This window comes from Pedobacter sp. ok626, from assembly GCF_900100435.1.
Taxonomy (GTDB): domain Bacteria; phylum Bacteroidota; class Bacteroidia; order Sphingobacteriales; family Sphingobacteriaceae; genus Pedobacter.
The window spans coordinates 40,486-61,904 of record NZ_FNEX01000026.1; the positions used below are offsets into that span (position 1 = coordinate 40,486).

The window sequence follows — 21,419 nt, forward strand, 5'->3', positions numbered from 1 at the left end:
ATGAGTTGGAAATTCTGGCAAAAAAGTAAAGACGATAAGCCGAAGAAGAAAAAAACAAAATCCCGTGAATGGGTGGATGCGATCGTTTTTGCGGTAGTTGCTGCAACTATTATCAGGGTGTTCTTTATCGAAGCCTATACGATACCAACTGCTTCTATGGAAAGGTCTTTGTTGGTTGGCGACTTTTTATTTGTTAGCAAGGTGAATTATGGTGCAAGGGTACCAATGACTCCAATAGCATTTCCTTTTGCCCACCATACGATGCCAATAACTGGTACTAAAGCTTATTGGGATGGTGTACAATGGAAGTTCCACAGATTACCAGGATTATCTGATATCAGAAGAAATGATGTAGTGGTTTTTAACTACCCACAAGGTGATACTGTAGCGCTGGAACAACAGGATGTTGATTATTACCAGATGGTAAGATCTGAAGGATGGGCGGCAATCAATAGCCGATATACCATTGTAAGCAGACCTGTTGATAAAAGAGAAAATTATATTAAACGTTGCATTGCGATAGCAGGTGATACCATAACCATGGCCAATGGATTGGTTAGTATTAATGGAAAGCCTGAACCATTGAAAAATACGGGGCAGATAAGTTATGAGGTCGTGTTTAAAACGCCTGATGTGAATCCTTCAGTTTTTGAAGATCTAGGGTTTAATATTTCTGATGATATCAGAAGTACCATGACACCTAATGTGTATACGTTTAACGGAACTTCAGAGATGATGGCGGCAGTGAAAAAATTAGACTTCGTACAATCCGTTAAAGAATTTACTGCAGTTCCGCACGAGCGTGAAGGTGATATTTTTCCGTTTGACCGCAACAGAGACTGGAATGTAGATAATTTTGGACCGATCATTATTCCTAAAAAAGGATGGACGGTTAAGTTGGACAGTGTTACCATGCCACTTTATGAAAGAAGTATCCGCATTTATGAAGGCAATAAGTTGGAGAAATCAGGCACTGGATGGCTGATCAACGGTAAAGCTGCAGACAGCTATACCTTTAAAATGAATTACTACTGGATGATGGGTGATAACAGACACAGATCTGCTGATTCACGTTATTGGGGCTTTGTTCCCGAAGATCATATCGTAGGAAAAGCATTGTTTATATGGATGAGTTACGATACCAATGCTTCGTTCTTCCATAAAATCAGATGGAATAGACTATTAAGAGGCATTCATTAAGATAAACCAGCGATTCCTAATTTAAGGGCTAGCTCATTTAAATCATTCACAACGGCATCTATTAAAGGGATGCCGTTTTTTTTGCGCTCATTTTCAAAGGCATATTCAGGTTCGCCAGGAATGATGACCTTCTTTTCAGGATCTATCGTTTTAGCACTTTTAAAACGGGTGATCCAGTTGTCAAGATGATTTTTGAAGTCTTGTGCCGGACGGAAACCATCCACACGCATCGCACCAAAGAAGTGACCAATACCTTCGCCTACAGGATCTGTTGGTGGCTCCAGAAAGGCAACAAATGGAGGGACCCATGGACCGTAATTCGCACCCGACAGCACCGCAGATAGAATATCAACTGTAGCGCCTAATCCATAACCTTTATGACTTCCATGGTCTTTATCGCTTCCCAAAGGTAATAATGAACCTCCTTCTTTTAACTGGTGTGGGTTTATCGAGGTATTTCCTTCTTTGTCTTGTACCCAGCCCTCAGGAATGGGTTGGTTAGCCCTTTGTGCAATTTCTAACTTACCATTGGCAGCGGCAGCTGTCGCCATATCTACCACCACGGGTGGGTATTTGCCTGCAGGGAAAGCATAGCACATCGGGTTGGTACCTAATAATCTTTCATTGGCATAAGTAGGCGCTACCAGCGGACTAGCGTTAGTCATGCTGATGCCAATCATATCTTGTTCTACAGCCATTAGTGCATGGTAACCAGCTATTCCAAAATGATTGGAGTTTTTTACAGCAACCCAACCGCTACCATAGGTTTTCGCTTTCTCCATTGCAATTTTCATCGCAAATGGGGCTACCACCAAACCTAATCCTCCATCACCATCTACAGTAGCTGTAGTAGCGGTTTCATGGACTACTTTTACAATAGGAGTGGCATTGATTCGCTTCTTTTCCCAGAGCCTCACATAGCCACTTAAACGGGCTACACCATGGGAGTCAATACCTCTTAAATCAGAACGTAATAAAACATCAGCAGCAAGCTTCGCATCTACTTCCGGACATCCCATAGTTAAAAAGACGTTTTCGGTAAAGAGACGCAGGTTATTTTCTGTAAAAGTGTGAAATTTCATGGTAATCAGGCAAATAATACGGTAAACTGGTGGTCTAACGGTTTAAAATAGGCAACTAAAGAATCAATAAATTCGTCGCCGTACAGCACATATAATGGGGCAATGTTTAACACCCTTTCTTGTAGTACTCCTGTTGGGAAAAGTTTCTCCTTTAAGCTTTCTATCTGAGCAAGGGAGGTTTTATGCTTACGCTTTTCGGCTCTCAGCATTTTTTTCTCTAAGCTGGAAATCAATTTGAGTGCTCTTGTTTTAGCTGCATCGGCAGATTGAGAAAGCGTTTTGTCAATCTTATAGGCATTTAGCTTGATCTGATCAAAAACGGCACTGATTGCGCGTTCTTCATCGTTTAAAGAGAGTTGAAGGTTGACATGTGAGCGTACCCATTCATTTTTTATAGTTTCAGTTTTGGCAAACAGGTTTTTATAACTGATGCCAAGGATCTGCATTCTTTCTTCGCTTCGGCTATCAATCACCATTGCCGAATTACGCAATAGAACGATTGGGAAATCAACTTTGTAATGATCGAAATTTGATTTTAATTGTAACCAATAAGTCAGCTCAGCACCTCCGCCTATATAGGCCAGGTTGGGTAAAATCAACTCTTGGTATACCGGGCGCATTACCACATTTGGACTAAATCTTTCTGGAAAATTACTAATCTCTGTTTCAAGTTCTTCTTTACTGAAGCTGATCTCAGTGTGCATCACTTTATAGCGCCCATCTTCTTCTACAATACGTTCCCGCAATTGGTCTGTCATGTAAAAAAAGTTGATTTCTCTAGGGTTTACCTGCGGCTTATGACCAATGGCTTCCAATTGAGCATTGCTTTCAGAAATAAACTTGAAGCTATTTTGTTCAGTAATGTCCTGATATATAATTTCAGCAAATTGTTTTTTTAACTGAGGGTCATCTGCATCTACACAAACCAATCCATATTCACCAAATAGGGCGTCTACTAATTCGCGCGTAGCATCACTTAGTTTAGCATTGTTAGTGTAGGCGGCTTCAACTAATCGGGATAACATCAGCCCCTTGGTGCCGATACCTAAATAACCTTTATAAGCAGTAAGGGTTTCAATAATATCTTTAGTGTTCAGCCTACCTGTAGCTCCAGCAGCCTCTTTATTCCAGGTTAGCATTTTGTCCTCAATTTTCACATGATTGATCTCTTCAAAATCATGATCTTCAGTTGCCATCCAATAGACAGGAACAAAATTGTAATTAGGAAATTCTTGCTTTAATTCTCTTGCCAGGTTTATAGCAGTCACTATTTTATAAATAAAATAAAGTGGACCGGTAAAAATGTTTAGCTGATGACCAGTGGTGATGGTGAAGGTTCGGCTATCTCCCAATCGTTTGATATGCTCGGTAACCATTGGCGTTGTTTTAACAGACGCATATTGCTTTTTTAAAGTATCCACCAATACGGTTCTATCCGCATTGTAATTACGATTTTTAATGGCTTCAGCGAAGCCATTAAAATCCGGTGTATATTTATAAAAAGACTTTAACTGATCTTTTCCACTGATGTAATCCAGTACAATTGCAGAGAAAGCATTCGTTTCCTGGTATGATATGTATTTAGCCTGCATTGCTACGAATTTAAGTTAATAAACCATAATTCTTAATTTGCGGCTTTTATTTTACAATCTGTCCATATAGATCAAAGTCTTCGGCGCGGTCTATTTTTACCTGTACAAAGCTGCCATTAGCGGCATAACCTGTGCTGGCATCAATTAGAACCTCATTGTCAACTTCTGGTGAGTCAAATTCGGTACGCCCAATAAAGAAGTCGCCTTCTTTTCTGTCTATAAGAACCTTAAAGGTTTTGCCTATTTTCTCTTGGTTAATGTCGAAAGATATTCCTTGTTGCAACTCCATAATTGCGTCTACACGTTCCTGTTTTACTTCAGCAGGTACATCATCTACAAGGTCGTGCGCATGTGTTTTCTCTTCGTGCGAATAAGTAAAACACCCTAGTCTGTCGAAACGAGTTTCTTCAACCCAGTCCATCATTTCTTGGAAATCCTGTTCTGTTTCGCCCGGGTAACCGCAGATTAAAGTAGTACGCATAGCGATACCTGGTACCTTATCTCTGATCTGGTTTACAATATCGATGGTTTTTTGTTTGGTGATACCACGACGCATTGATTTAAGCATATTGTCTGTGATGTGCTGTAAAGGCATATCCAGGTATTTGCAAATGTTTTCGCGTTCGTTCATGGCATCTAAAATTTCCATTGGGAAACCTGAAGGGTAGGCGTATTGAAGCCTGATCCATTCGATACCGTTTACATCAGATAGTCTACGTAATAATTCATCTAGATTGCGTTTACCATAAATATCTAAACCATAATACGTCAGATCCTGTGCAATTAGGATTAATTCTTTAGTTCCACCTGCAGCCAATATTTTAGCCTCGTTTACCAGTTCCTGCATATCGCGGGAAACATGTTTTCCGCGCATCAATGGAATGGCACAAAAAGAGCAGGGGCGGTTACAGCCTTCTGCGATTTTAAAGTAGGCAAAATGAGAAGGGGTAGTCAATAAACGCTCGCCAATTAGTTCGTGTTTATAGTTTGCACCTAGAGAGTGCAATAAGTTGTTTAAATCGTTGGTTCCAAAGAAGGCATCAACATTGGTGATTTCGGATTCTAATTCTGGTTTGTAACGTTCCGACAAGCATCCGGTTACAAATACTTTTCCTACTTTACCTTCATCTTTTAATTGACTGTATTGTAAAATGGTATCAATAGATTCCTGTTTTGCATTGTCAATAAAACCACAAGTATTGATGACAACAATATCATCTTTCCCCATTTTATTAGCTTCATGAACCACATCCATGCTATTGCCGCGTAGTTGTCCCATTAAAACTTCAGAGTCGTAGGTGTTTTTAGAACAGCCTAAAGTAATGACATTGATTTTAGGTTTTTTAACAGGGATAATTTTGGAAGTGTTTTTTGTATTCATGTTGTAATATTGGGTATTCTTGTAATTTATTGTTGTCGCTTTTTATTTAAACAAGCTGTCAACAAATGCTTTTTTATCAAATAATTGAAGGTCGTTCATGCTTTCGCCAACGCCTATGTATTTTACTGGAATTTTAAACTGGTCTGAAATGCCAATTACCACACCGCCTTTTGCTGTACCATCAAGTTTAGTAATGGCCAATGCATTTACGTCGGTAGCTTCTGTAAACTGTTTGCATTGCTCAAATGCATTTTGTCCTGTCGAGCCATCCAGTACTAGTAATATTTCGTGTGGGGCAGAAGGGATCACTTTTTCCATCACATTTTTAATTTTGCCCAACTCGTTCATCAACCCGATTTTGTTATGTAGTCGGCCAGCAGTATCAATAATCACCACATCTTCGCCATTAGCTACTGCAGATTGCAAGGTGTCGTAAGCTACTGAAGCAGGGTCTGAACCCATTGCCTGCGCAACTACACGTACACCAACGCGTTCACCCCAAAGTTTAATTTGTTCCACAGCTGCTGCTCTAAAAGTATCAGCTGCACCTAAAACAACCTTAAGGTTTTCTGCCTTTAGTTTATGTGCCAGTTTTCCAATGGTGGTGGTTTTTCCAACCCCATTTACACCAACAACCATAATTACATAAGGCTTGTGTTGACCGTATTCAAACTGTCTGAAATCGTTACTGTTATTTTCTGCTAGTAGCAGCTGAATTTCATCACGCAATAGGTGATTTAGTTCAGAAGTAGATAAGTATTTGTCTTTGGTTACACGTTGCTGTATGCGGTCGATGATTTTTAATGTTGTACTTACGCCAACATCAGAAGTAACAAGTACTTCTTCCAGGTTGTCGAGTACATCGTCATCTATCGTTGATTTACCAGCAACAGCTTTAGTGATTTTACTAAAAAAGCCTTCTTTAGTTTTTTCTAATCCCTTATCCAGAGCCACTTGCGCTTCAGGCGCAGTTTCTTTTTTCTTGAAAAAATCAAATAACCCCATACGAATGTATAATAAAACAAAAAAAGCCCTCCCGGTAAAAAGGGACGGCTCTAATATTATAAAATATTAAAATTATTTTTTTGATGCAATAGCATCTTGAACGTGATCGTTGTGAACAATAACTTCTTTGAAAGAATAAGCCCCTTTATCTGACTTAGTCATTGTAATAACTTTCGAATATTCTTTTCCTTTACCCGTTTTAAGGGTAGCAACTACCTTTTTTGCCATGATTTAATAGGATTATATTTAGTTAAATAACTAAATGATATTACTTAATTTCTTTGTGAACCGTTACTTTTCTCAATACTGGATTGAATTTTTTCAATTCTAAACGCTCAGTTGTGTTTTTACGGTTTTTAGTAGAGATATATCTAGACATACCAGGCATGCCGCTAGTCTTATGCTCTGTACACTCTAGAATAACTTGTACTCTGTTACCTTTTTTTGCCATTTTATATACTATTAAGGTTGATTCACATCAACCAATGTTATTTACAAATATCCTTTTTTTACGAAACGACTGATCGCTTCAGTAATACCAATTTTGTTGATGGTTTTGATTGCTGAAGTAGATACTTTCAGTGTTATCCAACGATCTTCTTCAGGAATATAAAATTTCTGAAGTTGTAAGTTGGGATAAAACTTACGCTTAGTTTTAACGTTTGAGTGAGAAACATTAAAACCTGTCATTGCCATTTTTCCGGTTAAATCACAAACTCTAGACATGCCTTTATTTATAGTGTTAAATATATTTTCTTAATCTTTTTAAGAGTGTGCAAATATCAATAAAATATTTGTATCCGTCAAGAGGAGTCCGAAATATTTTTAATTTATTTCCAGAGGGTTGAGCGATAAAATTGACAATTTCTCTTAAACCATCATTCTTTTAGCATTGAAGATGGTTGAAAGAATGAGCTGGCTTTTTAGAATAGCAAATTTGATTTTTAACTAAGATTGAATGGTCGCTATTTTTTTATTTTTTTCTTCCTTTTTAAGGTGTTGAGATGGTTTTTGTTTTAAAGTGTTGATAGTCAAATAGAATTGTAATGATATTATCGCTTGTAATTTATGGAAATAATCGTAAAATTAGGTACTTTTGATGTGTAATTGGGAGGGTGGATTTTAATTTAACGCATTTTAAACTTGGATCAGATCAGATTATATACCCGGCAACTGGTTGCCGAAGCATTATCTATAATGCAAAATGGGAAGGTAGATAGCCTTCCTGTCTACGATAATGACGATTTTATAGGCAGAATTACTTACGATGAGCTACAAGTTTTTTTAAAATATAACAGGAACGCAGGGAATATTGAAGTTCATAAACTGAACTTTGAACTCGGAACTGCGTTGTCTACTGTAAAAAGAATACGCAAAGAAGAGGAGCAAAGACCTGTGCGCAGTACAATTGTTAGGCAGTTTGTTATAGGATTAAGTTCGATCGCCGCTGTTGTATTAGTTTTACTAAGCCTAAACAGATTGTTTTTTACGCCAGCTCATTCCATCCCTGCATTTGAAAATAATGCGGCGATCCCCAGTTCAAAGAAGATATTGTTGACTTTGGCAAATGGGGATAACATTCCTTTAAACGCAAAGGAAGCTGGAGTAGCTGTAGTGGGCAACGAGTTAAAGTACATTGACGGAGCTAAAGTTGCAGGGCCAGAAGATTTGGTTACCAAAAGCCAGCAAATGGTACTGAATATCCCACGAGGAGGTACTTATCAAATGATACTACCAGATGGGAGTAAAGTGTGGCTCAATGCTGCAAGTAGTTTAAAGTTCCCCTCAACCTTTGCCGGAGTTACTCAGCGCAGAGTGGAGTTAAATGGTGAAGCTTATTTTGAAATTTCTAAAATTACACGTCCTTCATTACAAGGCGAAAGGCGGTCTGCTGTACGGGTTCCATTTATAGTGGTAAGCAATGGTCAGGAAATTGAAGTTTTGGGAACGCACTTTAATGTAAACGCTTATAGCAATGAAAAAAGTGTGCAAACTACCTTACTCGAGGGAAGTGTACGCGTTAGGCAAGCATCAACACAAAATGTGTTGGCAGCAAGTCTGGATCCTTCTACACTAGACTTTATGGGAGGGGTAAATGCCGAATTAGATTTAGGGAAATCTGTATTGCTTAAACCTAATGAGCAGGCGACTTTAGTAAACAACGAAATAAGTGTGAAACATGTGGATGCTGAGGAATCGATAGCATGGAAAAATGGAGAATTTACATTTAGGAATACGTCATTAGAGAGTATCATGCGAATGGTTACCCGTTGGTATGATGTAGAAGTTGTTTATCAGAACAAGGAGATAGGCGAGGAGCTTATAGGTGGTACCATAATAAGGTCTTACAAAATAGCTCAGGTATTACAAATGCTGGAAATGACCGCGAACGTAAAATTTAAAATAGAAGGCCGAAGAATTACTGTATTAGAATAATGCTATTAAGAAGAGGGGGGATTGTTTTTATATTCATGCTGCTAGGGATAACTGTACGTGCACAAAAGTTAAATTATGTGAAGAAAAATGTACCCTTATTGCAGTTTTTCAAGGAAATAAGGAAGCAAACCGGAGCCAGTGTAGTCTGGAATGAAAAAGAGTTCAATATAGATCAACAGATTGATGCTGATTTCAGGAATGTTGAGCTTAAAAAGGCAATGGATAAGCTTGCTAACAAGTTGCATTTTACCTATTCCATGGTCGATAAAATGATTGTGGTAAAGGATCAGCCGGTTGTTGCCGCTGTTGCTGCAGTTAGCACTGTAAAACCGAAAGTAGATAATAAGCCTACAGCAGCTGAGGAGAAAAAAGAGGTTGATTTGCCTGTGGTGGAAATTGTAAGTACTGGTTATCAGCGGATACCGAAAGAACGCGTTACGGGAAGTTTTGCCATGGTAGATAGCGCCCAGTTAAACCGCAGAGTTAGTCCCGATATTTTTAGTAGGTTGGAAGGAATTACAAGTGGCTTGTTGTTCAATAAGAATACTTTGAATAGTAGTAATGGGAATTTGGACATATCTATTCGGGGTAGAAGTACAATTTATGCGAATGATCAACCCTTAATTGTTTTAGATAATTTCCCTTTTAATGGTGATTTTAATTCCATTAATCCAAATGATGTAGCTAACATTTCAGTATTAAAAGATGCGGCATCTGCTTCTATATGGGGTGTTCGGGCCGGTAACGGGGTGATTGTGATTACCACAAAAAGTGGAAAGTACAAGCAACCCTTGGAGCTTTCTTTTAATTCTAATTTGACGGTTTCTGGTAAACCGGATATCTTTTACAATCCAAATTATCTGTCTTCAAAAGATTTTATTGATGTAGAAACTTTCTTGTTCAACAATGGGAAATATGATGCTGCTTTGCTAGATCAGGTTAACTTTCCTATTGTTTCTCCAGTTGTGGAGATTTTAGATAGACAAAGGAAGGGGCAATCTGCAACGGTAACTGAACAACAGCTTAATGCCTTGCGTGGGAATGACATCCGGAATGAGGAACTTAAATATTTTTATCGAAGTCCTGTTTCGCAACAATATTATCTTAATATGAGTAAAGGTACAGATCGATCTCATCATTATCTCTCTGCCGGGTATGATCGGTCACTTTCTAGTCTCATTAATAATGAAAACAATAGAATTACTGTAAATACCCAGCACACAGTAAAGCTTTTGAAAAATTTGGAGTTAACTGCAGGATTGTATTATGTAAGGACTACTGGCAAAATGGACAGCACAATTCTTGTGACTTCATATCAAAATTTTACCCCTTATTACCGGTTTAAGGATGCCAATGGCAAGGCTACAGTGTATAACGGTCTATACAGTGCCGGTTTTAATACACAGGCAATGGCTAAAGGTTTTTTGGATTGGTCTTATGTTCCTCTGGATGAATTGGGATTGTCTCAAACAAATGCGTTTGGTAATGATTTACGCTTAAATGGAGCTTTGAAGTACACACTTTTTCCAGGCTTAAAAGCAGAGGTAAAGTATCTCTATCAACATATCAGAAATAGTTCGGAACTTATTGGAGGAGTAGAAAGTTATCTGACGAGAAATTCAATCAATCGATACGCCATTTTGCAGGCCGGGCAAGTGAGCGGTTATAACATTCCTTTGGGTGCAATTCAGTATGAAACAGTACGTAAAGCTGTAGCAAAGAATTTTAGGGCTCAATTGAATTATGAGAAGGACTGGAAGAAGCATTCCATTTATGCTATTGCTGGTTATGAGCTTTCTGAATTTGATACACAAGGAAGCAAATACATTAACTATGGCTATGATAAGCGCACTGGAAGCTCAGTTCCCATCGATTCTACAACTGTTTTTAAACTAAACCCCTCAGGTGAAGGAAAGATAAGTACTGGAAGTGATCTTTTCGGGAAATTAGATAGAATCCGGTCGGCATATGCGAATGTTGTTTATGCTTATGACCAAAAGTATGTGGTATCTGCCAGTGCTAGAATGGATGGCTCAAATTATTTCGGAGTTAAAACCAATCAGAAGAGTTTACCGCTAGGGTCCGCGGGTGCTTTATGGCATTTGGATCGGGAATCTTTTTATCAGATGAATTGGTTGCCTGTATTAAAATTAAGAGTCTCTTATGGATTTAATGGGAATTTAGATAAGAGTAATACAGGGATAACTACGTTCAGTAATAATATTGGAAATGCAATATCTACAAATTTACCTATTGCAGCTATAGTAAATATTGGCAACCCTGAGCTTCGTTGGGAAAAAATAGGTATTGCTAACTTTGGACTTGATTTTGGGTTTAAGGATAATATTATTTCTGGTAAGGTGGATTATTTTTTTAAGAGGGGGACGGATATGCTAGGTGACAAGGCTTTTCCTGCCAGTACGGGGATAAAGGTATTACGTGGGAATTTTTCTGAAATGAAGGCGAGAGGTCTAGATATTTCATTTACTTCTCGGAATCTAAATGGTATTGTTAAATGGCAAACGAATGCGTTGTTTTCGACAGTGCATGATTGGGTAACTTTGTACGATGTGATTAACACAAATGGCGCCTCGTATTTTAATGATATGGCAAAACCACTACTCGGTAAACCCGTGTATGGTATTTACAGTTATAGATCCGCGGGATTAGATCCTTTGAACGGAGATCCTCGAGGCTATTTAAATGACCAGGTCAGTAAGGATTATAATAAGATATTCACTGAAACATCGCTGGATGAACTTGAATACAATGGGGCTGCACGTCCGACTGTATTTGGAGGATTGAATAATACGATCTCCTTTCGTAAATTTACATTTGCCTTTAGCATCAGCTATAAGTTGGGTTATTATTTCAGAAAGCCCTCAGTAAATTACTACAGCATGTATCATTTAGGGGCAGTCCAAGGTTTGAACAACGATTTTGAAAGGCGATGGCAAAAAACGGGTGATGAGTTACTTACAAGTGTGCCATCTCAAGCAAATTACACGGAAGGCAGTTTTAGGGATAAGTTTTATGTAAATTCTTCGGCAACTGTTGCAAAAGGCGATCATGTTCGTTTGCAGGATATCAGCCTAAGTTTTGATTTGGATAGTTCCAATTGGAAAAATATTCCAGTAAAACAGATGCAGCTTTATTTGTACGCGAATAATATGGGTATCATTTGGAAGGCAAATAATTTTGGCTTAGATCCGGACTTGGTTCCTGGGATAGGTGATCGATTGACAAGTCCCGTGCCCATGAGTTTTTCGCTAGGGATTAAAGCTAGTTTTTAAAGAGCGCGTATGATGAAAAAAGAGAGTTTAAATTATATATTTTCAATACTAGTGGTACTGCTTTTTCAATCTTGTGGTAAGACTTGGTTGGAAGCTAAACCAGACAAATCATTAGTTGTTCCCAATAGCATAAAAGACTATCAAGCGTTGCTCGATAATAGTTATCAAATCTTCAATAAACAAGCTAGTGGTCTAGGCGAAATAGGATCGGGTGATTTTTATATTACTAATTCTGCTTGGAAAGATCTTTTCAGCATGGAGGAAAAGTCTGGTTACATATGGGCGCCGACTGAAGAATTTTATAAGGGAGTGGAAAGCGCAGAGTGGGGGTCTGCTTATCAACGGGTTTTAAATGCAAATGTGATCCTGGAAGGGATTGAAAAAGTAAAATCAAGTGTAAATGACCAACAGGATTGGAACAATGTGAAGGGTGGAGCATTGTTTTTTCGTGCTTTTGATTTCTTTAATTTGGCTCAGGAATACTGTGTAGTATATAATTCTAGTACTGCAAATGCAGATCTGGGATTGCCCTTAAGGCTGGAGTATGATGTAAATATAAAAGTGAAACGAAGTAGTCTTCAACAAACTTATGATCGGATCATTGCCGATTTAAAAGAAGCTGCTAATCTGCTAGGGGTTAAGCCTCAGTACAAAACTCGCCCCTCTAAAGAAGCGGTGTACGCTCTACTAGCAAGAATTTACCTGGCGATGGAAAACTATGAACAAGCTGGAGTATACGCTGATTTGGCTTTGCAAATTCAGTCTGATTTAATGGATTACACGACATTGAATAGTGCTGTACCTTTTCCCATTGCAAGATTTAATCCGGAAGTGATCTTTCATAGTACATTTACATATGGGATATTTAGTGCGTCAAGGCTAACTGTGGTGCCAGAATTATACAATGAATATGCTGTTGCCGATTGTCGTAGGTCTATCTTTTTTACAACTAATGCGAACGGGATGACATTTAAAGGGAGTTATAATGGTGATAAATCCCTTTTTGGGGGATTGGCCACCGATGAGATGTACCTGATTCGTTCGGAATGTTATGCAAGAAATGGAAAAATCAGCTTAGCATTAGAGGATCTGAATGATTTACGGAGAGCCAGATGGAAAGGTATTTATCTGGATTTGATCAGTACAAATCCTAATACCGTATTGAATTATATCTTAACGGAGCGGAGAAAAGAGTTGGTCTTCCGGGGAATTCGTTGGTCAGATTTAAGAAGGCTAAACAGAGATCCCAGATTTGCTGTTACTTTAACTAGAGTACTAAATGGGATTTCTTATAGCTTACTGCCAAATGACAAAAAGTATGTTTTTCCGATTGATGACGAAGAGATCAAGTTGAGTGGGGTACAGCAGAATGAACGTTAAGAAAAATATATAGAAGATTGATAATTCAATCTCCTATATATTTTTTATTCAAAATGACCACTGATGACCGAATTAGTTTGAAAAGTTACTCCTGTTGAAGGCAGAGCTTGTCCATCGGCAGTCGGAGGTGCATTCGTGCCAATGTCCCATCGTGCTGCGCAAACAGTACCTCCTTCCTCACACCTGTCGCCTGAATAGTAAGCATAGCCTACAGGACTGCTAGGGATTGCATATGGATTGGTCACCTGATAATAGGAATAAATAGAACTTTTCTTTATTGTGGTGAATGCACTGAACCCGAATGCCAGTCCTGCTATAAGAACCCCAAATGCTGCTTTTTTAATTTTGTTCATCTTAATTGTTTTGTTTAGTAAATCCCCAAAGTATTTATTTTAACAGGCTACCTTATTTACCTGGAATCACGCGCGTAAATTCTTTTATTTCTTTTTTCTGTTTATCGTTAAGCCAATAATTGCCAGCACAACAAAACCCAGGTTAAACCAAATGTGTTGTTGCCAGGTCATTGTACTGATTACTCCTCCGCAATGACATGGTAATTTATTTCCTGAAAGAACCATGTAAGCCAGGTAAGCTGTAAATACGGTCATCAGTAGAAATGAAGCATATAAGCCTGCCTTTCTTATAAAGGGAAAGATCAGGACTATGCTGATGATGATTTCTACGATCGGAATGGCATAAGCCACAATCATATTATAGCTACCAATTAAAGGTGATTTTGCTAGTGTTGATGCAAAGGATTTTACCGTTAGTATTTTACTTGCTGCGGTATACATAAAAAGTATAATGAACAAATAAACCGTAATGTCTACGATGATTTCTCTGGTTTTAGCAGATATCTGCAGGCCTTGTTGTTTGTTTAATGTAATTTGCATATCGATTATTGTTATTGGTTATTAATCCAAAGATGCAGCACATTTTTTTTAAAAAAAATGTAGAATTCTGCCAAAATAATTCGAGAAAGGTTGGCAAGATTTTACCGTGGCATTTCAAATGTTGCCATTTCTCTATACGGTCTTTCAATGCCCTTCGGAGAGCTATCAACACGTTTTTTAAAAGCTTTACTAAAATAGTGAGGCTCTTTGTAACCGCTTAATCTGGCTATCTCACCTATAGGTTTATTAGTTGTGGATAACAGTTTTAATGCCAAATCTATTCTCAACTTTATGATCTGCTCACGGAGTGGGATTCCGAAAGCTATTTTTGCGAGTCGCGCAAGGCTTCTTTCTGATACCATAAAGAGGTCTGCAAGTTCTTGTGCGCTACTTGCTTTTTCGGATGTAAAATTTTCTTGTATAAAATTAGCAATTGCAGTCGCTTTATGCTGGTGATATTGATTGGTGGCATTTCGACCGATAAGCTTGTTGTAGTATCTCAAAATGCAATTGTTGATGAAGATATAAATGTTTGTATCCATGTTTACATGGTTAGTTCTTGAGTCTGTATTTTTTAACAGATTAAATAGATTTTTGGCGATGCCAAAGGAGGGAAGGTTGAAGTTTTGCTCTTGAGGATTTTTGAAAAATTCGATAGAAGATTTTAATTCAGGTAGTATTTTACTTTTATAGTTTAACCATTCCGGGCTAAAGGTAATCAGCATCATTTGATGTGTTCCTGCACTGAGTGTTTCCCTATACATTCCGATAGATCGGTAACACAAATAACAAGTGTTCTTTCGCAGATTAACATACATGAAAAATGCAGGTTTATTAACCGAGAAATCGATGTTAGCCTCTTGTTTAAGCGTGTACTCGAACAATTCGATGTACGCCAGATAATGACTAAGAGATTGAATAATAATGACTCCCTCATTGATTTTTATTTTTTCAGCTTTTGCCATACGCAAAGGCATGGCACTAAGTTGAGGAAGTGCATCAGGTGTTAGCGCTACCGATCTATCACCTGCTAAATGAAGTTTGATGTGTGATTGCATTGTCTACCCTTTTTGAAAATTGAGGTAAAGATGATGCTGTAAAGTAAAGGAAAGTCAGGTGAAACAAAGATAATTGCTGTTTTTTACACTATGTAAAAGATTATATAAAAGTTTTGTTAGCTTTTTAATAAAGTTATATTTGAACTTTAGTACCGAAACAAATTAAACCATGCAAATTAAATCATTTGAAGAGTATCAAAAAACATATCAGTATAGTGTAGATTACCCTGAACAGTTTTGGGAAGGGATTGCTAATAATTTTCAGTGGAAAAAAAAGTGGAATAAAGTTTTGTCCTGGAATTTTTCTGAACCTAATATAAAATGGTTTGAGGGCGCGAAGCTAAATATCACTGAAAATTGTTTAGACCGACATTTAGCAGAAAATGGAGATAAACCGGCCATTATCTGGGAGCCAAATGATCCACAAAAAGCAAGTATCACTTTAAGTTATAAAATATTACACGAACAAGTTTGCCGTTTTGGTAATGTTCTAAAAAAGAACGGTGTAAAAAAAGGCGATAGAGTATGTATCTATATGCCAATGGTACCTGAACTTGCAGTTGCAGTATTGGCTTGTGCACGTATTGGTGCTGTTCATTCTGTTGTATTTGGTGGTTTTTCTGCTAAATCAATTGCTGATCGTATTAACGATGCCGAATGTAAAGTGGTAATTACCGCTGATGGCGCATTTAGGGGAAACAAACAAATCCAATTAAAAGAAGTAATTGATGATGCGCTGATTGGCTGTCCAACAGTTGAGAGGGTAATCGTTTTAACGCATACCCGTACGGCAGTATCGATGCTGAAAGGCAGAGATGTTTGGTGGGAGGATGAAATTAAATTGGTTGATACCAACTGTCCTGCTGAAGAAATGGACGCGGAAGACCTGTTATTTATTCTATATACCTCTGGGTCGACCGGAAAACCTAAAGGTGTAGTACACACCATTGGTGGTTATATGGTTTATGCTGGATATACTTTCTCCAATGTATTCAATTATCAGCCAGATGAAGTATTCTTCTGCACGGCTGATATCGGTTGGATCACAGGACACTCTTACATCGTTTATGGTCCGCTTTCGCAAGGGGCTACGACACTAATGTTCGAGGGAATTCCAACCTATCCTGATGCATCCAGAATGTGGCAGGTTGTAGAAAAACACAAAGTAAATATTTTATATACTGCACCTACAGCCATTCGCTCGTTAATGAGCTTTGGTGAAGAACCACTTAATGGCGTTGATTTAAGTTCGCTACGCGTTCTAGGGTCAGTAGGGGAGCCTATTAATGAAGAAGCATGGCATTGGTTTGATGAGAATATCGGAAAGAGCAAATGCCCGATTGTAGACACCTGGTGGCAGACCGAAACTGGTGGGATTATGATCTCTCCGATAGCTTTTGTTACGCCTACAAAACCGAGTTTTGCTACCTTACCATTGCCAGGTATACAGCCAATTTTAGTTGATGAGCAAGGTAATGAAATAGAAGGTAATGGTGTAAACGGTAATTTATGTATTAAGTTCCCATGGCCTGGAATGTTACGTACCACCTATGGTGATCACGAACGTTGCAAATTAACCTATTTCTCTACTTATAAAGATCTTTACTTTACTGGTGATGGCTGTTTAAGGGATGAGGATGGATATTATAGAATTACAGGTAGGGTAGATGATGTAATCAATGTATCGGGACACAGAATTGGAACAGCGGAAGTTGAAAATGCAATTAATATGCACGCTGGTGTGGTAGAAAGTGCTGTAGTTGGTTATCCTCATGATGTGAAAGGACAAGGGATTTATGCCTTTGTGATCAATCCTAATGTACACAACGATGAAGATCTTACCCGCAAAGATATTTTGCAAACCGTAACCCGCGTTATTGGTGCAATTGCTAAACCGGATAAAATATTGTTTGTATCAGGTTTGCCAAAAACTCGTTCTGGTAAAATTATGCGACGCATTTTAAGAAAGATCGCCGAGGGTGATACCAGTAATCTGGGTGATGTAAGCACCTTGTTGGATCCAACGGTAGTAACTGAAATTGTTGAAAAAGCAGGACAGTTAAAATAAAGTTATAAATCAACAACATAAAAAAGGGTATCCAATATAATTTTTGGATACCCTTTTTATGTTTATTTTAAAATGTTAATATCCAAAAATCTGTGTCAATGATAATTTGGTAACAGGGCCAAATTTTTGCATGTCTTCAGGTTTTGCATTTTTTTCTGAAGCAACAATACAATAGGTATAAGGTTTGTTGGCTACATTGCTTTCATGAAATGATTTAATGTCATCAAAAGTCAATGGTTTTAATCCTGCATACTCATCGATTCTGGAATCGTGATCGAAACCTAATTTCTTATCTGTAAAGTAAGCACCGATAATATCGTCCTTGGTAATTCTACTCGTTTCAATACTATTTAATGCATTGTATTTCGAAGCATCAAAAGCCTTCTCAGTATGAGGTAGAACGTTTAATAATTCGTTCATTCCCTTTACAGCATCATTCATTTTATCAGCCTGACAGCCTACGTAAGCCACCATAGCATATTGCTTCTCTTTTTTGTCTGGTGCGGAGAAGACCGCAAAAGTTGAATAAGCAAGGGCTTTTGACTCTCTAATGGTTTGGAAAACTACTGAGCCCATACCACCGCCAAAATAACTATTAAATAATGTCACTTTAGGTGCCCATGTAGGATTATACAAGCCTCCATTGCGTACCCAACGGATCTCTGATTGTACCATATCGTAATCAGCAAAATACACTTGGTTTGCCGTATTGTCTGCATAAGTGAACTTAGCAGCAGGCGCATCAGGTGTAAATTCCTTAGGCAAATTATGCAATTTACCAATGGTTGCAGTAAATGTATTTAAATGTTGAGGGCCATAATAAGTAATGGTATGCTTGTAGTTATTAATGTTGTGCAAGATCTCCAGTAATTGCGCTGAAGTAATATTTTTCACTTCTTCGTTGCTCAGTACATGATTAAAAGGATTGCTTGCGCCATATTGTGCATAACTGGTTAATCCATTAAGGATTGCTGATTTATTAAGCTTATTGTTCTCTCTTGATTTTAATATGCGGCTTTTAAGTTCCACAAGTGCTTGTTCATTGGGCTTGCAATTGGCAAAAATATGCTCAACCAGACTTACAGCCTTATCAAAGTTTTCTTGTAGTCCACTTATAGTAATAGAAGTTGTTTCATTACCTACGTTAAAGCTATAGTTACAGGCAATGTTGTAAAACTCTTTACTGATCTGTTCTGCAGTGTATTTATCAGTACTCAAAAAAGTTAAATATTGAGCAGCATAAGGCTGTAGCTTATTACTCCAGGCGCCCATGTCAAAGCGGTAAGTTAGGTTAAAGATGCTGTTGTCTTTGTTTTGTACCGCAACAATCTCCGCAATGCCTGATTTTCCAAAATCTAAATCTTTTTTGTAGTCCAAAAACTTAGGTGCAATGGCATTAACCGGCATCGATAATAGGTTTTTCGCAAAGTCTGATGTCTCAGCAGCATTCGTATTTACTGGGGTAATTGCTGGCTTTTCAACTTTAGCAATGTTTTTGTCTTCACCTTTGTGTTTGTACGCTACAACATAATTGTCTTTAAAAAACTGATTAGCAAAGTCTGTGATTTGTTTTTTGGTCACTTTGGCCATCGCATCAGGATTGCCTAATGATTTGTCCCAGTTTACACCACGGTTAAGGATAAATTCGTTTGTGATAGCCTCAACGCGGAAACTGTTTTTATCAAAAGCTTCCAAAAGTCCAAGCTTACTGTTTGCTACAGTTGCTTTAATCAAGCTTTCATCAAAGTCTCCTTTTTTAAGTTTGTTAATCTGATCCAGTAATAATTGTTGCGCCTGCTCCAGACTTTGTCCTTGTTTTGGTTGCGCCGAAAGAGTAAAAATACCATAATCTTTCATCTGTTGATAGCCAGCTCCGGCACCTAAAACTTTCTGTTGTTTATTTAAGTTGATGTCCAATAAACCCGCTTTTCCGTTAGATAGGATACTGGAAATTAAATCCAATAGCATACTTTGGGTAGTGTTTTGCGCGAAACCTCTGTAGGATAATCTTACACTCTCTGCACTAGGGCCATAGATGTCTAGTTTCTGCACCTTTGTAAGTGGTTTTTCAGGAGCTGGATTGTAAAGCTCAAGTGGTTTTGGTTTCATATAGGCAAACGATTTGTCTACCTTTTTAATCATCTCGTCCGGGTTAAAATCACCAGCTAAAGCAATGATCATATTGTTGGGTACGTAATACTTATTATAGTATTTTCCGATTTCTACTAATGATGGGTTCTTTAAATGCTCAATAGTTCCGATAGTGGTTTGTTGACCATAATTGTGAGTAGGGAAAAGTAATGCACCTGTTTGCTCATTTACTTTCCAGGAATCGTTGTCCAATCCGCGGTTCTTTTCTTCGTATACCGCTTCCAGCTCAGTATGGAATATACGGAAGATTGGTTTACGGAAACGTTCGGCCTGAAGGGCAAGAAATTGGTCTGTAGCATTCGCAGGGAAATCCTCGTTGTAAACCGTTTCTTCGTACCAGGTATGAGCATTGGTTGACTGGCCGCCAATTGCTTTCATCATTTTATCATACTCATTGGCAATAGAGTAATTAGAGGCAAGTCCTGATGTTTTATCAATCTCGGCATAGATCGCTTTGCGCTTTGCAGGATCAGTGGTATCATGATATTGTTCATAAAGTGCCGAAATTTTATCCAACAATGGTTTCTCTTTAGTAAAATCCATTGTGCCAAATTTGTCTGTTCCTTTAAATAACAAATGCTCCAGGTAATGCGCTAAGCCTGTTGCAGTATGTGGGTCGTTGTTGCTACCTGCTCTTACTGCAAGACGGAATTCTATGATCGGTTCCTTTGTGTTTTGTGAAAGCACTACAGTTAGACCGTTTTTTAGGGTATAGAAACGAGATTTTGTTGGGTCGTTAGTCACATACTTATAGGTGTATCCCCCTGATGATGCCGTTTTCCATTGGTAGGCAGATTGCGCCATTAAGCTTGATGCTGTTATCAGCAAACAGACAAGCAGTAGTAGTTTTTTTTTCATTAGAATAAGTTATGAGTTAGTTTTTTAGTTTCTACACTTTCTAGTAACTGGTTTCAAATATAAGTTGAATGCTAAACTTTTTGTTTGAATTCTTGTACTTTTACGGCTACAAAAGCAGTTTGTTAAGCAAGTTCATCAAGAATGGTGAATATGGCATATTGCCAGCGCTTAATAAGTGTTTTATATCTTAATATACACACATGAAGAAGGAAAATTCAAGACCCAATATTTTAGTAGTGAATGATGATGGTATTACCGCACCAGGAATTAAAAATCTGATTGAAGTAATGATGGAATTGGGGAATGTGGTAGTTGTGGCACCTGATGGGCCGCAGTCGGGAATGGGACATGCCATTACGATTGGAAAGCCATTGCGTTTTGACCGGGTTGACCTATACCCCGGTGTAGAAATGTACAAATGTTCTGGTACACCTGTGGATTGTGTGAAGCTGGCAGTAAACAAAATATTTAAAGGTAAAAAACCTGATCTTTGTGTATCTGGTATCAATCATGGATTAAATAATTCTATCAATGTAATCTATTCTGGAACGATGTCGGCCGCTGTAGAAGGTGCGATCGAAAATATTCCGTCCATAGGTTTTTCACTGGATGATTTTTCTGAACAAGCAGACTTTAGTCACTGTAAAAGATTTATCAAAACGATTGCTTTACAAGTATTGGAGCACGGATTGCCACAGGCCACCTTACTAAATGTAAATTTTCCCAATGGTGCCGATTTGAAAGGTATTAAAATTTGCAGACAGGCGAATGCCAAATGGGCTGAAGAATTTGACGAGCGTAAAGATCCGCACAATCGGTCATATTATTGGCTTACTGGTGTATTCCAAAATAATGATAAAGGTGAGGATACAGACGTTTGGGCGTTAGATAATGGATATGTGTCGGTGGTTCCCGTACAGTTTGATTTGACTGCACATCACGCTATTCCAGTGTTGAACAGTTGGACTTTTGATGTTCCGCCTGCCTCTGTTGCTGCAGCTGATGGGTCTTCACTTGGATAA

The 21,419-nt window shown here is 38.1% G+C and carries 17 protein-coding genes; 6 read left to right on the forward strand and 11 right to left on the reverse strand.

The window, feature by feature from the left end; translation table 11 throughout:
* A complete protein-coding gene (gene lepB, locus BLS35_RS26155; RefSeq protein WP_090787223.1) occupies nt 1-1,200 on the forward strand; it encodes a signal peptidase I in 1,200 nt (399 codons plus the stop codon).
* Here the strand turns inward: lepB and BLS35_RS26160 are convergent.
* The 7 genes from BLS35_RS26160 to rpmB all read right to left on the reverse strand — a co-directional run bounded on the left by BLS35_RS26160 (nt 1,197) and on the right by rpmB (nt 6,986).
* Nucleotides 1,197-2,282, reverse strand: coding sequence for an Ldh family oxidoreductase (locus BLS35_RS26160; protein WP_090787226.1), 1,086 nt, complete (start codon nt 2,280-2,282; stop codon nt 1,197-1,199). The two genes, lepB and BLS35_RS26160, sit on opposite strands and share 4 nt — an antisense overlap.
* 5 nt (nt 2,283-2,287) lie before the next feature.
* Nucleotides 2,288-3,874 carry a bacillithiol biosynthesis cysteine-adding enzyme BshC gene (gene bshC / locus BLS35_RS26165; protein WP_090787229.1) on the reverse strand — a complete coding sequence of 529 codons (1,587 nt, stop codon included), beginning with the start codon at nt 3,872-3,874 and terminating at the stop codon, nt 2,288-2,290.
* A 46-nt stretch (nt 3,875-3,920) separates the two neighbouring features.
* Nucleotides 3,921-5,255, reverse strand: coding sequence for a 30S ribosomal protein S12 methylthiotransferase RimO (gene rimO / locus BLS35_RS26170; protein ID WP_090787232.1), 1,335 nt, complete (start codon nt 5,253-5,255; stop codon nt 3,921-3,923).
* Between the two features lie 42 nt (nt 5,256-5,297).
* Entirely contained in the window at nt 5,298-6,260 is a 963-nt protein-coding gene (ftsY, locus tag BLS35_RS26175; RefSeq protein WP_090787235.1) for a signal recognition particle-docking protein FtsY, read from the reverse strand.
* Between the two features lie 72 nt (nt 6,261-6,332).
* Complete coding sequence (locus BLS35_RS26180) at nt 6,333-6,488, reverse strand: DUF4295 domain-containing protein (protein WP_090787238.1); 156 nt, start codon at nt 6,486-6,488, stop codon at nt 6,333-6,335.
* Nucleotides 6,489-6,528: 40 nt separating this feature from the next.
* Nucleotides 6,529-6,711, reverse strand: coding sequence for a 50S ribosomal protein L33 (gene rpmG, locus BLS35_RS26185; RefSeq protein WP_015809322.1), 183 nt, complete (start codon nt 6,709-6,711; stop codon nt 6,529-6,531).
* A gap of 41 nt (nt 6,712-6,752) precedes the next feature.
* Nucleotides 6,753-6,986: a 50S ribosomal protein L28 gene (gene rpmB / locus BLS35_RS26190; protein WP_084289430.1), complete on the reverse strand. Its 234-nt coding sequence runs from the start codon at nt 6,984-6,986 to the stop codon at nt 6,753-6,755.
* Nucleotides 6,987-7,403: 417 nt separating this feature from the next.
* On the opposite strand from rpmB, the gene BLS35_RS26195 reads away from it, so the two are divergent.
* Genes BLS35_RS26195 through BLS35_RS26205 form a run of 3 tightly spaced genes read left to right on the forward strand, consistent with a single transcriptional unit; the run spans nt 7,404 to nt 13,369 of the window.
* On the forward strand, nt 7,404-8,696 hold the full coding sequence (locus BLS35_RS26195; protein ID WP_090787241.1) for a FecR family protein: 1,293 nt from the start codon (nt 7,404-7,406) through the stop codon (nt 8,694-8,696).
* Nucleotides 8,696-11,989: a SusC/RagA family TonB-linked outer membrane protein gene (locus BLS35_RS26200; RefSeq protein ID WP_090787244.1), complete on the forward strand. Its 3,294-nt coding sequence runs from the start codon at nt 8,696-8,698 to the stop codon at nt 11,987-11,989. Before BLS35_RS26195 ends, BLS35_RS26200 begins: the two co-directional genes overlap by 1 nt.
* 9 nt (nt 11,990-11,998) lie before the next feature.
* Nucleotides 11,999-13,369: a RagB/SusD family nutrient uptake outer membrane protein gene (locus BLS35_RS26205; protein WP_090787247.1), complete on the forward strand. Its 1,371-nt coding sequence runs from the start codon at nt 11,999-12,001 to the stop codon at nt 13,367-13,369.
* A 44-nt stretch (nt 13,370-13,413) separates the two neighbouring features.
* On the opposite strand, the gene BLS35_RS26210 is transcribed toward BLS35_RS26205, so the two are convergent.
* From BLS35_RS26210 to BLS35_RS26220, 3 genes are all read right to left on the reverse strand, one after another.
* Nucleotides 13,414-13,722 (reverse strand): hypothetical protein, encoded by a 309-nt coding sequence (locus BLS35_RS26210; protein WP_090787251.1) that lies wholly within the window; start codon nt 13,720-13,722, stop codon nt 13,414-13,416.
* An 84-nt stretch (nt 13,723-13,806) separates the two neighbouring features.
* Nucleotides 13,807-14,262, reverse strand: a complete 456-nt coding sequence (locus tag BLS35_RS26215; protein WP_090787254.1) for a MauE/DoxX family redox-associated membrane protein — start codon at nt 14,260-14,262, stop codon at nt 13,807-13,809.
* Between the two features lie 101 nt (nt 14,263-14,363).
* Complete coding sequence (locus tag BLS35_RS26220) at nt 14,364-15,320, reverse strand: AraC family transcriptional regulator (protein WP_254779146.1); 957 nt, start codon at nt 15,318-15,320, stop codon at nt 14,364-14,366.
* A 169-nt stretch (nt 15,321-15,489) separates the two neighbouring features.
* Here BLS35_RS26220 and acs point away from each other — a divergent pair, with 169 nt between their 5' ends.
* Nucleotides 15,490-17,388 (forward strand): acetate--CoA ligase, encoded by a 1,899-nt coding sequence (gene acs / locus BLS35_RS26225; RefSeq protein ID WP_090787257.1) that lies wholly within the window; start codon nt 15,490-15,492, stop codon nt 17,386-17,388.
* Between the two features lie 75 nt (nt 17,389-17,463).
* On the opposite strand, the gene BLS35_RS26230 is transcribed toward acs, so the two are convergent.
* Nucleotides 17,464-20,397 carry a M16 family metallopeptidase gene (locus tag BLS35_RS26230; RefSeq protein WP_090787260.1) on the reverse strand — a complete coding sequence of 978 codons (2,934 nt, stop codon included), beginning with the start codon at nt 20,395-20,397 and terminating at the stop codon, nt 17,464-17,466.
* A gap of 200 nt (nt 20,398-20,597) precedes the next feature.
* Between BLS35_RS26230 and surE the strand changes: the two genes are divergently transcribed.
* Entirely contained in the window at nt 20,598-21,419 is an 822-nt protein-coding gene (gene surE, locus BLS35_RS26235; RefSeq protein WP_090787267.1) for a 5'/3'-nucleotidase SurE, read from the forward strand.

What these genes read in the sequence shown, in the direction of transcription:
- rimO (WP_090787232.1), bottom strand. Translation starts at nt 5,255, where the DNA reads ATGAATACAAAAAACACTTCCAAAATTATCCCTGTTAAAAAACCTAAA.
- BLS35_RS26205 (WP_090787247.1), top strand. Translation starts at nt 11,999, where the DNA reads ATGATGAAAAAAGAGAGTTTAAATTATATATTTTCAATACTAGTGGTA.
- acs (WP_090787257.1), top strand. Translation starts at nt 15,490, where the DNA reads ATGCAAATTAAATCATTTGAAGAGTATCAAAAAACATATCAGTATAGT.
- BLS35_RS26180 (WP_090787238.1), bottom strand. Translation starts at nt 6,488, where the DNA reads ATGGCAAAAAAGGTAGTTGCTACCCTTAAAACGGGTAAAGGAAAAGAA.
- BLS35_RS26215 (WP_090787254.1), bottom strand. Translation starts at nt 14,262, where the DNA reads ATGCAAATTACATTAAACAAACAACAAGGCCTGCAGATATCTGCTAAA.
- BLS35_RS26160 (WP_090787226.1), bottom strand. Translation starts at nt 2,282, where the DNA reads ATGAAATTTCACACTTTTACAGAAAATAACCTGCGTCTCTTTACCGAA.
- rpmG (WP_015809322.1), bottom strand. Translation starts at nt 6,711, where the DNA reads ATGGCAAAAAAAGGTAACAGAGTACAAGTTATTCTAGAGTGTACAGAG.
- ftsY (WP_090787235.1), bottom strand. Translation starts at nt 6,260, where the DNA reads ATGGGGTTATTTGATTTTTTCAAGAAAAAAGAAACTGCGCCTGAAGCG.
- lepB (WP_090787223.1), top strand. Translation starts at nt 1, where the DNA reads ATGAGTTGGAAATTCTGGCAAAAAAGTAAAGACGATAAGCCGAAGAAG.
- BLS35_RS26200 (WP_090787244.1), top strand. Translation starts at nt 8,696, where the DNA reads ATGCTATTAAGAAGAGGGGGGATTGTTTTTATATTCATGCTGCTAGGG.
- BLS35_RS26210 (WP_090787251.1), bottom strand. Translation starts at nt 13,722, where the DNA reads ATGAACAAAATTAAAAAAGCAGCATTTGGGGTTCTTATAGCAGGACTG.
- surE (WP_090787267.1), top strand. Translation starts at nt 20,598, where the DNA reads ATGAAGAAGGAAAATTCAAGACCCAATATTTTAGTAGTGAATGATGAT.
- BLS35_RS26230 (WP_090787260.1), bottom strand. Translation starts at nt 20,397, where the DNA reads ATGAAAAAAAAACTACTACTGCTTGTCTGTTTGCTGATAACAGCATCA.
- BLS35_RS26220 (WP_254779146.1), bottom strand. Translation starts at nt 15,320, where the DNA reads ATGCAATCACACATCAAACTTCATTTAGCAGGTGATAGATCGGTAGCG.
- rpmB (WP_084289430.1), bottom strand. Translation starts at nt 6,986, where the DNA reads ATGTCTAGAGTTTGTGATTTAACCGGAAAAATGGCAATGACAGGTTTT.
- bshC (WP_090787229.1), bottom strand. Translation starts at nt 3,874, where the DNA reads ATGCAGGCTAAATACATATCATACCAGGAAACGAATGCTTTCTCTGCA.